This window comes from Haliea alexandrii, assembly GCF_003719295.1.
In the GTDB taxonomy this organism is placed as follows: Bacteria; Pseudomonadota; Gammaproteobacteria; order Pseudomonadales; family Halieaceae; genus Haliea; species Haliea alexandrii.
The window spans coordinates 872,820-886,068 of record NZ_RFLW01000002.1 but is presented as its reverse complement, the minus strand read 5'-3'; the positions used below and the strand labels follow the sequence as shown (position 1 = coordinate 886,068).

The 13,249-nt window shown below is 62.4% G+C and carries 11 protein-coding genes; 9 read left to right on the top strand and 2 right to left on the bottom strand.

The annotated features are described in order from the left end of the window. Positions 1–3: 3 nt before the first annotated feature. From EGJ68_RS12285 to EGJ68_RS12270, 4 genes are read left to right on the top strand one after another with little or no spacing between them, the layout of a single operon-like run. Positions 4–516: a GNAT family N-acetyltransferase gene (locus EGJ68_RS12285; RefSeq protein ID WP_123034789.1), complete on the top strand. Its 513-nt coding sequence runs from the start codon at positions 4–6 to the stop codon at positions 514–516. A gap of 25 nt (positions 517–541) precedes the next feature. Then, positions 542–1,879: an aspartate aminotransferase family protein gene (locus tag EGJ68_RS12280; protein WP_123034788.1), complete on the top strand. Its 1,338-nt coding sequence runs from the start codon at positions 542–544 to the stop codon at positions 1,877–1,879. Positions 1,880–1,901: 22 nt separating this feature from the next. Next, positions 1,902–2,870 carry an AEC family transporter gene (locus EGJ68_RS12275; protein WP_233248786.1) on the top strand — a complete coding sequence of 323 codons (969 nt, stop codon included), beginning with the start codon at positions 1,902–1,904 and terminating at the stop codon, positions 2,868–2,870. Positions 2,871–2,921: 51 nt separating this feature from the next. Then, positions 2,922–4,127, top strand: coding sequence for a CaiB/BaiF CoA transferase family protein (locus tag EGJ68_RS12270; RefSeq protein ID WP_123034787.1), 1,206 nt, complete (start codon positions 2,922–2,924; stop codon positions 4,125–4,127). A gap of 10 nt (positions 4,128–4,137) precedes the next feature. Here EGJ68_RS12270 and EGJ68_RS12265 read toward each other — a convergent pair whose 3' ends face one another. Both EGJ68_RS12265 and EGJ68_RS12260 read right to left on the bottom strand, forming a co-directional pair. Then, positions 4,138–5,658, bottom strand: a complete 1,521-nt coding sequence (locus EGJ68_RS12265) for a flavin-containing monooxygenase (RefSeq protein ID WP_199228019.1) — start codon at positions 5,656–5,658, stop codon at positions 4,138–4,140. Beyond that, entirely contained in the window at positions 5,659–6,798 is a 1,140-nt protein-coding gene (locus EGJ68_RS12260; RefSeq protein ID WP_123034786.1) for an acyl-CoA dehydrogenase family protein, read from the bottom strand. Positions 6,799–6,908: 110 nt separating this feature from the next. Between EGJ68_RS12260 and EGJ68_RS12255 the strand changes: the two genes are divergently transcribed. The 5 genes from EGJ68_RS12255 to EGJ68_RS12235 all read left to right on the top strand — a co-directional run bounded on the left by EGJ68_RS12255 (position 6,909) and on the right by EGJ68_RS12235 (position 13,087). Then, positions 6,909–8,336 carry an aldehyde dehydrogenase family protein gene (locus EGJ68_RS12255; RefSeq protein ID WP_123034785.1) on the top strand — a complete coding sequence of 476 codons (1,428 nt, stop codon included), beginning with the start codon at positions 6,909–6,911 and terminating at the stop codon, positions 8,334–8,336. A gap of 1 nt (position 8,337) precedes the next feature. Further along, complete coding sequence (glpK, locus tag EGJ68_RS12250; protein ID WP_123034784.1) at positions 8,338–9,825, top strand: glycerol kinase GlpK; 1,488 nt, start codon at positions 8,338–8,340, stop codon at positions 9,823–9,825. Positions 9,826–9,834: 9 nt separating this feature from the next. Next, a complete protein-coding gene (locus EGJ68_RS12245; protein WP_123034783.1) occupies positions 9,835–10,020 on the top strand; it encodes a hypothetical protein in 186 nt (61 codons plus the stop codon). An 18-nt stretch (positions 10,021–10,038) separates the two neighbouring features. After that, positions 10,039–11,391: an aminotransferase gene (locus EGJ68_RS12240; RefSeq protein WP_123034782.1), complete on the top strand. Its 1,353-nt coding sequence runs from the start codon at positions 10,039–10,041 to the stop codon at positions 11,389–11,391. A 154-nt stretch (positions 11,392–11,545) separates the two neighbouring features. After that, on the top strand, positions 11,546–13,087 hold the full coding sequence (locus EGJ68_RS12235; protein ID WP_123034781.1) for an arylsulfatase: 1,542 nt from the start codon (positions 11,546–11,548) through the stop codon (positions 13,085–13,087). The last annotated feature ends 162 nt before the right edge of the window (positions 13,088–13,249 follow it).

Genomic DNA, 13,249 nt, shown 5'->3' with positions numbered 1-13,249 from the left:
GGCATGCAGATCAAGGAGGACGACCTTACCGGTTCTGACATTTTGGAACTGTTGTATGAGCACCTGTGCAATATGCACGAACTGTCCCCTCCAGAGAGTGTGCATGCGTTAGACCTTGAGCAGTTGAAGCGACAGGACATCACGTTCTGGACGGCGTGGGACAACGGGGTTTTGATGGGCTTCGGCGCGCTGAAGGAACTCGATCCCTGGCACGGGGAGATCAAGTCGATGAGAACCCCCTCGAACAGACGTCGACATGGGGTGGGACGCTTGCTCTTGCAGCACATCATTGCGGTTGCGCAACAGAGAGGCTATCGGCTACTCAGCCTTGAAACCGGCAGCCAGCCGGGTTTTGAGCCGGCTAGAACGTTGTACGAGAGTCATGGTTTCACGTATACCGGTCCTTTCGCAGAATACGCAGAGGATCCACACAGCCGGTTCATGCAGCTTCGGCTTTCACGCGGCGGCCCGGCGGTAGATAAAGATGCAGACAGGCTTCAACAGCGCCTAGAATAGCGTCAGCAGACGCGAGGAAACCTCCATGACCGGCGCACCCACCCAACACAAATTCACCCGCGAGCAGTTGGAAGCACACTGGATGCCCTACACGGGCAACCGTCAGTTCAAGCGTGACCCGCGCATGATTGTGGCGGCCGAAGGTGTGCACTTCATCGACGACAACGGCCGCCGCGTACTTGATGGCCTCTCGGGGCTCTGGTGCAGTGGGGCAGGGCACAATCGCCCGGAAATCGCCGAAGCGGTGCAGCGCCAGTTGCTGACGCTGGACTATGCCCCCGCGTTTCAGTACGGGCACCCCGCAGCCTTTGAGCTCGCCAACCGGATTAAGGCGCTCACGCCGGACGGGCTGGATTACGTGTTCTTCACCAACTCGGGCTCGGAAGCCGCGGACACCGCGTTGAAGATGGCCCGCGCCTACTGGCGCTTGAAGGGCCAGCCTGCCAAAACGCGCCTGATCGGCCGGGCCAAGGGCTACCACGGCGTCAACTTCGGCGGCATTTCCGTGGGCGGCATCGGGCCCAACCGCAAGCTCTTCGGTGCCGCCGTGGAAGCGGACCACCTGGCGCACACGCTATCGCCGGCCACCCGCTTCAGCCGCGGCATGCCGGCGCAGGGCGCGGAATTGGCCGATGAGTTGCTGGAACTGATTGCCCTGCACGATGCGAGCAACATTGCCGCCGTGATCGTGGAGCCCATGGCCGGCTCTGCCGGGGTGATTCCGCCACCCGTGGGCTACCTGCAGCGGCTGCGAGAGCTGTGCAGCGCGCATGACATCCTGCTGATTTTTGATGAGGTGATTACCGGCTTCGGCCGCTGTGGTGCCATGACCGGTGCCGATGCCTTCGGTGTGGTGCCCGACATCATGAACGTGGCCAAGCAACTCACCAATGGTGCCATACCCATGGGGGCCGTTATTGCGCAGGGTGAAATCTACGACACCTTCATGGCCCAGGGCGGGCCGGACTATATGCTGGAGTTCCCCCACGGCTACACCTACTCGGGGCACCCGGTCGCCTGTGCCGCCGGGCTCGCTGCCCTGAACATTCTCGAGCGGGAGCAGCTGCCCCAGCGGGTGGCGCGCATGGCGCCGCATTTTGAGGCGGCATTGCACCAGCTGCAGGGGGCGCCCCATGTGGTCGATATCCGCAACTACGGTTTTGCCGGCGCGCTGCAGCTTGCGCATTACCCCGGAGAGCCTGCGCGGCGGCCCTTTGAGGTTGCCATGCGCATGTGGGAGAAGGGCTTTTACGTGCGCTACGGTGCCGACACGCTGCAACTGGGTTTGCCCTTTGTGATCGAAGAGGCGCAAATCGACAGCCTGTTGGAAGCGCTGGGCGATACTCTGCGCGAGCTGGCGTAGCCCGCACGGAGTGTTGCCTGCTGTGCCCGACCTGAACCTGTGGCAACTCACCCTCACCGCCGCGGCGGTGAGCCTGCCTACCTTTGGCTGGGTGATGCTGGGCCTGGTGCTGCGCTTGCTGGGTTGGCTGCAACCCCACCATGTACAGGCCATCTCCAGGTTCGCCTTTAACGTTGCACTGCCGCTGCTCCTGTTTATCAGCGCGGCAGGGGTGGATTTCGCAGCGATGGGTGGCGCCACCTACCTGCTTGCGGGGGTGCTGGCCACGCTGCTCACGCTCGGCCTGAGTTGGGTGTATGCCCGCTGGCGAGGCTTTGCGCGTCCAACCCTGGGCGTGTTCGTGCAGGCGGGTTTCCGTTCCAACCTGGCGATTCTCGGCTTTGCTCTGTGCCATGCGGCCTACGGTGAGCAGGGCTTGAGTCTGGCGGCATTGCCGGTGGCGGTAATGACGGCGCTCTACAATGTATTGGCGGTGTGGGTGTTGCAGGTGACGCACGGCGGTAGCCGTTCCCTGCTCGGCCTGCTCTACGGACTGGTGCGTAACCCGTTGCTGCTGGGGATTGGCGCGGGCATGTTGTATGCCGCATCCGGTATACCGCTGCCGGGCTTTACGCCGATTGTCAGCCAGGTGTTGTCGCAGGGCTTTCTGCCGCTGGTGCTGGTGAGCATCGGTGCCGCCATGCGCCTGGCATTGCTGCGCAGCGCGGGCTCAGTGACCTGGGAAGCGGCGGGCTGGCGGTTGCTGGTGGGCCCGGCGATTGGCGTCGTGTTGGCCGTACTGCTCAATGTGCCGCCGATACAATTGGGTGTGCTCTTCCTGTTGCTGAGCTCGCCAGTAGCCGCGGCGAGTTTTGTGATGGTGGTTGCGGCGCGGGGCAACGGCACGCTGGCGTCGAACATGATTGTGCTAACCACCCTGTTGTCGATGGTTTCCGTCACTGCCGGTTTTGCCCTGTTGGTGGTGTTAGGGCTTGCGGCCGCGCCGGTCTGACCCATGCCGGCGACGGGGGTATAATTCGTATTTTTTGTGGGGAGATAGACTGTGACAACAGCATCCAGGCCGCTGGAAGGACTGCGTGTAATAGAACTGGGGCAGCTGCTGGCGGGGCCCTTTGCCTGCACAGTCCTCGCCTATTTTGGCGCCGAGGTGATCAAGGTGGAGCCACCGGGTGGTGACCCCATTCGCGGGTGGCGCGTGGTCCAGGATGGCACCTCACTCTGGTATCGCAGCCTCGGTCGTAACAAGAAAAGCGTCACGCTGGACTTGAAGAGCGAACGTGGCCGGGAGCTGGTACTGCAACTGCTCGATAGCGCCGATGTGCTGGTGGAAAACTTTCGCCCCGGTGCGATGGAGGAGTGGGGCCTGGGCCCCGAGGTCGTCAAGGCCCGCAACCCACGCCTGGTATATACGCGGATTTCCGGCTACGGGCAGACCGGCCCCTACGCCAGCAAGCCCGGGTATGCCTCGGTCACCGAGGGCTTCGGCGGCTTTCGCTATATCAATGGCGAGCCCGGCAAGGCGCCGGTGCGGCCCAATATCAGCTTGGGCGATACAGTGGCGGGACTGCACGCCGCGCTGGGGATCACGCTGGCGTTGTTGCAGCGGGCAAAGCCGGGTGGCGAGGGGCAGGTAATTGATGTTGCCCTGTACGAATCGATTTTCAACCTGCTGGAGGGGATGGTGCCCGAGTACGATGGTGCCGGTGTGGTGCGCGAACCCTCGGGTACCACGGTCACGGGCATTGTGCCGACCAATACCTACCATTGTGACGATGGCAAGTATGTCGTTATCGGTGGCAACGGCGACTCCATTTTCAAGCGTTTGATGACGGTGGCCGGGCGCTCCGACATGGCGGCTGACCCCGAGCTTGCCGACAACAGCGGCCGCGTGCGCCACGAGGCGGAAATCGACAAGGCGCTGGGGTTGTGGTGTGGCCAGCACTCGTCGACGCATGTGATCAATGTGCTGGAGGAGGCCCGCGTGCCGGTGGGCCCGATCTACTCGGTCGCGGATATGCTTGCCGATCCGCAGTATCAGGCGCGCGGGCTGTTCGAGCAGGTAGAGATTGACGGCAAGCCCTTGAAGATTCCGGCGATCATGCCGCGGCTGGATTCCACGCCCGGGCGCACCGAATGGCCCGGGGGGGATCTCGGCAGCCACAACCGCGATGTGTTGCAGGGGTTGTTGGGCCTGGGAGACGAGGAGTTGGCGCAGCTCGCCGCAGAGGGCGTGATTAGCTCCGGCTGAGCACGCGAGCTTAGCTCGCCTTGCGCAGCGCCCTGTGCGGCGGGTTACTGAACACCAGGCTGCCATCGTCGAGTGGTGCCACGGGCAGTGTCTTGCGGTCGCGATGGTAGTCCTGCGAATTCTGCCAGGGGTCGTGGTCACCTTGCCTGGGCAACAGGTGCAGCACCCGCTGGATGTAGCCCGCATTGAAGTCATCGATCCAGGGGCGCGCCGGCATGCCCTGGTCGATGGCCCTGAGCACGGGTGTAACCTGGCTGGCGCTGCGGCGCGCCATGTCGTTCAGCAGACGGCAGACGAAGCGGGCGGTGAGGTCGGCGCGCAGCGTCCAGGAAGCATTGATGTAGCCGAAGGTATTGGCCATGTTGGGCACACCGGAAAATAGCATGCCGCGCCAGCTCCAGGTGGCGCCAAAGTCCACCGCCTCGCCATCGACCTCGAATGCAATGCCGCCCATCACCACCAGTTCCAGGCCGGTGGCGGTAACGATGATGTCTGCCTGCAATTCCTCGCCGGACTTCAGGCTGATGCCGGTTTCCGTGAAGCTGTCGATGTGATCTGTCACCACGTCTGCCTTGCCGCTGCGCAGGGCCGCGTAGAGGTCGCCATCCGGCACCAGGCACAGGCGCTGATCCCAGGGGTTGTAGGCCGGGGTGAAATGCTTTTCGATATCGAATTCCGGCCCCAGCGCTTTGCGCAGCATACCCAGCAGGTGCGCCTTCACCTGTTCCGGCCGGGTGCGGCTCTTGTTGTACACCCATTGTTGCAGGCGTGTATTTTTCCACCGGGTGATGGCGTAGGCCCAGCGATCGGGCAGGCAGCGGCGCAGGAGGTTGGCCAGCCTGTCGCGGTTGGGGCGTGACACCACATAGGTCGGGGAGCGCTGCAGCATGGTGACATGGCCGGCGTCCTGTGCCAGCGCCGGTACCAGCGTCATGGCGGTGGCGCCGGAGCCGATGATCACCACGCGCTTGTTGCGGTAGTCGAGGTCTTGCGGCCAGTGCTGGGGGTGCACCTGTTGGCCGCGGAAGCGGCTCTGCCCGGGGAGCTCGGGCGCGTGGCCCTGGGCGTAGTCAAAGTAGCCGGAGCACAACAGCAGGAACTCACAGCTGAAGTGCTCTTCGCGCACCGCGCCGTTGTTGTCGGTCACGGCCACGTCCAGCGTCCAGCGCGTCGTTTCACTGCTGAAACGGGCGCGCAACACGGTGTGCTGGAACTGTATGCGCTCACGTACGCCGTACTCGTCCGCCGCGCTGTTGATGTATTCGAGGATTGATGCCCCATCGGCAATCGCGCGCTCATGAACCCAGGGTTTGAAGTCGTAGCCCAGCGTATGCATGTCGCTGTCGGAGCGGATGCCGGGGTAGCGAAACAGGTCCCAGGTGCCGCCTATGCGCGGCCGGCTCTCCAGCAGAATAACGCGCTTGCCGGGGCAGAGGGTTTGCAGGTGCACGGCAGCGCCAATGCCGGATAACCCGGCACCGACGATGATGACGTCCGCGTCCCGGATGCCGGCTTCTGCACTGGCTGACACTCAGGCGCGGCCGAGGACGGAGCGGGCGACCAGCTCGCGCATGATCTCCGAGGAGCCACCGTAAATGCGCTGGATGCGCGCATCAGTGTAGAAGCGCGAGATGGGGTACTCCACGGTGTAGCCGTAACCGCCGAACAGCTGCAGACATTCGTCGATGGTGTCGCACTGCATTTCACAGGACGCCAGTTTCAGCATTGCGGCCTTGTCGGCGGTGAGTTCACCGCGGCTGTATTCGTCTGCGCACTGTTCATACAGGGCGCGGTTGAGGGCGATCTGGGTGCGCACATCCGCCAGTTTGAAGCGGGTATTCTGGAAACTGCCGATGGCCTGGCCAAAGGCCTTGCGCTCCAGCACATAGTCCACGGTCAGCGCCAGTGCCCCTTCGGCGGCGGCGACGGCCTGCGCGGCGATCCCCAGGCGCTCTCGTGGCAGCTCCTCCATCATGATGGCGAAACCCTTGTTTTCCTGCCCCAGCAGCGCGCTGGCCGGCAGGCGCATATCCTGGAAGAAGAGCAGGGCGGTGTCCGATGCGTGCTGGCCGATTTTTTCTATTTTCTTGCCGCGCTCAAAGCCGGGCAGGGCGGTGTCCACCAGGAACAGCGAGGTCCCCTTGGCGCCTTTGCCGGGGTCGGTGATCGCCGCGACAATCACCAGGTCGGCGTGCATACCGTTGGTGATGAAGATCTTGGAGCCGTTGAGAATCCACTCGTCGCCGTCACGCACTGCATTGGTGCGGATGCCCTGTACATCGGAGCCGGCGCCCGGCTCGGTCATCGCCAGCGCGCCCACGGCATCGCCGCTGACCATTTTCGGCAGCCACTGTTGCTTCTGTTCTTCCGTGCCGTGTCGTGCCAGATAGGGCGCCACGATATTCGAGTGAATACCGAAACCAGAGGCAAAGCCGCCAAAGCCCATACGCGAAAGCTCTTCAATCAGCATCAGGGTCACGTGGGGGGTGGTGCCCGCGCCCCCGTAGGCCTCATCCATGTCGGCACAGAGCAGGCCGGCAGCGCCCAGGGTGCGCCAGAGTTCGCGCGGGACCATGTGCTCCGCTTCCCATTGCTCATAATGGGGTGAAATTTCCTGTTCAAAGGCGCGACGCGCCATGTCGCGAAACAGGGTCAGTTCATCACTTTGCATTGTTGGTACTCCAATTCGGGGTTGGCGCAATGATAACCCCATGGGGTAGTGGCCGACCACTCATCGGGTGCTACACTACGGCGCAACCATAATCAGCAAGGGAGAGTACCATGCGCGAATATCTGCAGTTTTACATCAACGGTGAGTGGGTCGACCCGGTAACGCCGAAGGTCCACGACGTGATCAACCCGGCCGATGAGTCCGTCTGTGCGCACATATCCCTGGGCAGTGAAGCGGACGTGGATCGCGCCGTTGCTGCAGCCCGCAAGGCGTTTGACACCTGGGGCTACAGCACCCGGGAGGAACGCATCGCCGTGCTCGAGTCCTGCGTGGCAACCTATGAGAAGTACTACAACGACATGGCCGATGCGATCCGCGAAGAGATGGGTGCACCCAAATCGCTGGCGGTCTCCGCACAGGCCCATGCCGGGCTCGGCCACCTGCAGGAAGCTCTGCGCGTGCTGCGTGAATTCGAGTTCGAGGAAGACCTTGGCGAGCACCGTCTGTTCAAGGAGCCGATTGGTGTCTGCGGTCTGATTACGCCCTGGAACTGGCCGGTCAATCAGATTGGTTGCAAAGTGGCGCCGGCACTGGCCGTGGGCTGCACCATGATCCTCAAGCCTTCAGAGGTGGCGCCGCTTTCCGGCTACTTGTTCGCAAAGATCATGCACGAGGCGGGTGTGCCTGCGGGCGTGTTCAACCTGGTGAATGGCGATGGCCCCACGGTCGGTGCAGCGCTCTCACGTCACCCGGGTGTCGACATGATGTCCTTCACCGGTTCCACCCGTGCCGGCTCGCAGGTGGCGCAGAATGCCGCGCCCACGGTGAAACGTGTAACCCAGGAGCTGGGTGGCAAGTCGCCGAACATCCTGCTGGACGACGTGGATATGAAAACCGCGGTCACGCGCGGGGTGCTGCACATGTACACCAACACCGGACAATCCTGCAACGCCCCTTCGCGTATGCTGGTGCCGCGCGCACGCCTGGCCGAAGCCGAGGCCATTGCGGCTGAAGTCAGCGCCAGCGTGGTTGTGGGCGACCCCGCCAATGAGGCCACCACCATGGGCCCCGTGGTTTCCGAGCTGCAGTTCAACAAGATCCAGGGCCTGATCGAGAAGGGCATCGCCGAAGGCGCCAAGCTGGTCTGCGGCGGCCCCGGGCGACCCGAGGGTATCGACAAGGGCTATTTCGTGCGCCCCACGGTGTTTTCAGAAGCCAACAACGACATGACCATCGCGCGCGAGGAGATCTTTGGTCCCGTGCTGGTGATGATCCCCTACGACTCCGAAGACGAAGCCATCGCCATCGCCAATGACACACCCTACGGTCTGGCGGGCTATGTGCAGAGCGACGATATCGGTCACGCCCGGCGCGTTGCGTCGCGCATCCGTGCCGGTAACGTGCACATCAACGGTGCCAGCGGTGGCTATAACGTGCCCTTCGGCGGTTACAAGCAGTCCGGCAATGGCCGCGAGTGGGGCGCTCACGGCTTCACTGATTTCCTCGAAATCAAGGCGGTTGAGGGCTTCGGCAGCTGAGATGGCCGCGTTCGTTCTCGCCATTGATCAGGGGACGACCGGCACCACCGTTGCGTTGATGGATGCGGCGGGGCAACTGCGGGCCAGCGTCAATATCGAGTTCCCCCAGCACTATCCGCAACCGGGTTGGGTGGAACACGATGCGGCGGACATCTGGTCCTCGGTGCAGCGCGGTATTCGCAGTGTGCTGCGCAAAAAGGTGTGCAAGCCGGCGGATATCGTCGGCATCGGCATTACCAACCAGCGCGAAACCTCGCTGTTGTGGGACCGTGACAACGGCGAGGCGCTTAACCGCGCCATCGTCTGGCAGTGCCGGCGCACCACCGATTTCTGTGAAACGCTGAAGGCCGGCGGGCACGAGGCACAGGTAAAACGCAAGTCGGGCCTGGTGCTCGACCCGTACTTCTCGGCCAGCAAGTTCCGCTGGCTGCTGCGCAATACCTCCGGTATCGCCCGCAAGCTGCGCGCAGGGCGCGTAGCGGCAGGCAACATCGACAGTTATTTGATCTGGCAGCTCAGCGGCGGTGCGGTGCACGCCACCGATGTCTCCAATGCCTCGCGCACGTCGCTGATGAACCTGCAGCGTCTGAGCTGGGACAAGGAGCTGATGGGGCTGTTTGAAGTGCCCGAAGGCATCCTGCCGGACATCCAGCCCTCCAGTGGCGTGCTGGCCCATACCCGGGGGGTTCCCGGACTGCCAGACGGTATTCCCATAGCGGGCGTGGCGGGTGATCAACAGGCGGCGCTGTTCGGTCAGGCCTGTTTCAGTGCCGGCGATGCCAAGTGCACCTTTGGCACCGGCTCTTTCATTCTGATGAATACCGGCTCTGAACTGCTGCAGTCGCGCTCCGGCCTGCTGACGACGGCCGCCTGGCAGCTGGGCAACGCTGATCCGGTGTATGCCTTGGAAGGCGGTGCGTTTGTGTGCGGCGCCGCGGTGCAGTGGCTGCGTGACGGCCTTGGTCTCATTCGGCGCTCTGCCGAGGTGGAAGCGCTGGCGGCATCCGTTGCAGACAGCGGCGGTGTGGAGTTCGTGCCCGCACTGACCGGGTTGGGTGCACCCCATTGGGCGCCGGATGCACGCGGTCTCCTCACGGGCCTCACCCGCGGTAGCGGTCGCGGCCACATCGCGCGCGCCACCCTGGATGCCATGGCCCTGCAGAACGCCGACATCCTGCTGGCCATGGAACGTGACCTGGGCAAACGCATGCGGCCCCTGCGGGTGGATGGTGGTGCGGCCGCCAACAACCTGCTGATGCAGATTCAGGCGGACGTGTTGGGGCGCAAGCTGATTCGGCCGCGGATGATCGAAACCACCGTGGCGGGCGCCTGCTATCTGGCAGGGCTGGGGGTCGGCCTGTGGGCAGGGCCTGCGGACCTGCGCAAGATCTGGTCGGTGCAGCAGGAATTCACGGTGGGCCTGTCTGCCTCAGCCCGCCGACGGCGGCATGCCTCGTGGCAGGCGGCGCTCGCCCGCGCGCTGCTCTAGGGGCAGGCCGTGGCTGATATTCTCACCTTCCGCAAACCGTCATTGAAGGAAAAGCACAAGGGCAACACATTGTGCCGTCACGGTCACCACAAATGGTCGGTGGACAAAGCGAAGCAGTTTGATGTCAAACAGGGCCGGCTGGTGACGGTGTATTGCTGTACCCGCTGCGGTGAGCGTAAAGTGAAGGCACTGTAGCAACTTCAGGTAAGCGCCATGACCCAGATGATCTACCCCACCACCAACCTCAAAGCCACCGAGCAACTGGTGATTGAGCGTGGCGAAGGCGTATACGTCTACGACAACCGCGGTCAGCAGTATCTGGAGGGTATGAGCGGCCTCTGGTGCACTTCACTGGGCTACGGCAACGAAGAAGTGGTCGAGGCGGCAGCGCAGCAGATGCGCACCTTGTCCTACTCACACCTGTTCGGTGGCAAGACACACCCGGCGGCCATGCAGCTCGCAGACACGCTGGCGTCCATGGTGCCGGTGAACAACGCGCGCGTATTCCTCGGCAATTCGGGCTCGGATGCCAACGATACCCTGGTCAAACTGCTGCGCTATCACTTCAATGCCATCGGCCGGCCGGAAAAATTCAAGATCATTGCCCGCGAACGGGCCTATCACGGGGTAACGGTCGCAGCGGCTTCCCTTACCGGTCTGGTGCCGAATCACACGCATTTCAGCCTGCCATTTGATGCGCTGGGTGTGCTGCGCACAGGTGCGCCACATTTCTACCGCGATGGATTGCCCGGCGAAACCGAGGAACAGTTCGCCACACGCCGTGCGCAGGAGCTGGAAACCCTGATTCAGGCCGAAGGGCCGGAAACCATCGCAGCCTTTATCGCGGAGCCGGTGAATGGCGCGGGTGGCGTGATTGTGCCTCCACCCGGTTATTTCGAGAAAGTGCAGGCGGTGCTGCGCAAGTACGACATCCTGTTCTGGGACGACGAGGTGATATGCGGGTTCGGCCGCACGGGCGCCGACTTTGGCGCCACTACCTACGGTATTCAGCCGCAGCTGATGTCCTTGGCGAAGGCGCTGTCATCAGCCTATTTACCGGTCAGCGCCGCCATTGTCACGGGTGACATCTATGAGTCCCTGGTGGAGCCCAGTGCGGCTGTCGGTATATTCGGCCACGGCTACACCTACGGCGGCCACCCGGTTGCCTGTGCCGTTGCCTCCAAAGTGCTGGAAATATACGAGCGCGACCAGCTGTTCGCCCGTGCCGCGGAGACAGGTTCCTATTTCCAGCAGCAGCTGCAGGGCTTCGTCGACCACCCGCTGGTGGGTGAGGTGCGCGGCGTGGGCATGATTGCCGCGCTGGAGCTGGTAGCCAACAAGTCTACACGGCAAGCTTTCCACGGCAATGCCGTAGGCGGCCACTGCGCCCTGCGTGCCCAGGAGCACGGGCTGATTGTGCGTGCCATGGGGGGCAACAGTATCGCCCTGTGCCCGCCACTGGTCATTACTCGGCAGCAGGTGGATGAACTGGTGGCCAAGCTGGCCAAGGCGCTGGACGATACGCTGCGGTACGCCAGTGATGAGAAGCTCCTTGCGCAGGATTGAGCCCGGGGCCGAACGGGCCCCGTCAATCAGGTCGCGCGGCGGGTGAACACTCGATAACCCAAGGCTATTGGCTGCATGACTCCAAGTGTCTGTGCGTCTTTATTTCTGTCTCTATAATCTGGCTTGAAACCGAGAGACGAAAAGGATGTGCAGCATGAGAACAATAAGAACCCAACGTAGAGCGGGGCCGTTGCTCGCGTTTTTGATCTGTATGCTTCCGACACTGGTAGTTGCCAAGCCGCCGAACATACTGGTGATCTGGGGCGACGATATCGGCATCACCAATTTGAGCGCCTACAGTGACGGTTTGATGGGCTATACAACGCCGAATATTGATCGCATTGCGCGCGACGGAATTCGTTTTACCGATTACTACGGCGAACAGAGCTGTACCGCTGGGCGTTCGGCTTTTATTACCGGCCAGAGCCCTATCCGAACAGGCCTCACGAAAGTCGGCATGCCTGGTGCCGATATCGGATTGCAGCCAGAGGATGTCACGCTTGCTGCACTGCTCAAGGATCGTGGCTATGCAACCGGCCAGTTTGGCAAGAATCACCTGGGTGACAAAGATGCGTTTCTGCCGACAAACCACGGCTTCGATGAGTTTATGGGGAACCTGTATCACCTGAACGCGGAGGAAGAACCCGAGCACCCCGATTACCCGACGGACCCCGAATTCCGCGAGCGGTTTACACCGCGTGGAGTCATTCACAGCCATGCGGATGGTCGCATAGAAGATAGCGGCCCGCTGACGCGCAAGCGCATGGAAACCGTGGATGAAGAATTTCTCGCGGCTGCAACGGATTTCATCGGGCGTTCCACACGGCAGGAGAAGCCGTTTTTTGTCTGGTTCAATACAACGCGTATGCACTTTTACACCCACATTACCGATGCCGAGCGGGGCCTCTCCGGGCAAGGCTTCTACAATGATGCGATGGTGGCACACGATGCCCTGATTGGTCGCTTGCTTGATCAGTTGGATGAACTCGGCGTCAGCGACGATACCATCGTCGTGTACTCCACGGATAATGGACCCCACTACAATACGTGGCCAGACGGGGCGATTACGCCTTTCCGCGGCGAGAAGAATACCAACTGGGAAGGCGGTTACCGCGTGCCCGCCATGGTGCGTTGGCCGGGCCGTATTCCCTCCGGAAAAGTGTCCAACGAGATCATGTCCCACATGGACTGGCTACCCACTTTGGCGGCCGCAGCGGGGGCCCCCGATGTGGTTGAAGGATTGCAGGGCGGCATGCGAGTGAATGGTCAGGACTACCGTGTGCACCTTGATGGCTTCAACTTTTTGCCCTATCTGACGGGTGAGGCGTCAGCGGGTCCGCGGGAGAGCTTTATCTACTGGAGTGACGATGGACAGCTGACCGGCATGCGTATTGGCGACTGGAAAGTGGTGTTCGCCGAGCAGCGAGCCGCCCGCTTCGACGTCTGGCGCGATCCGTTTGTACCCCTGCGCATTCCCAAGCTGTTCAACCTGCGTCGTGACCCTTTTGAGCGGGCCGACACCGATTCCAACGCTTACAACGAGTGGTGGGGACGCATTGCCGGGCCCTTCATTTCACTTTCGAGAATGCATTTGTCACGCTTTCTCGCCACGTTGGAAGCATTCCCCCCGCGTCAGCGTCCCGCCTCTTTTACTGTCGATCAGGTGCTTGAGGCTGCCTTCGACGATCGGCCATAACCGCTGTAGGCGAGGTATCTGCCATGGCCCCGGGCTGCCATCGGCACGGGGTATGCGGACTCTGGCAGGTGGCGGTTGCGGGTTATGTGTCCGATAACAATTAGTCATTTCCGCGCGGCAGGGTGGCCCGGTATGGTCTCCGCCAAACCATACAATAACGGA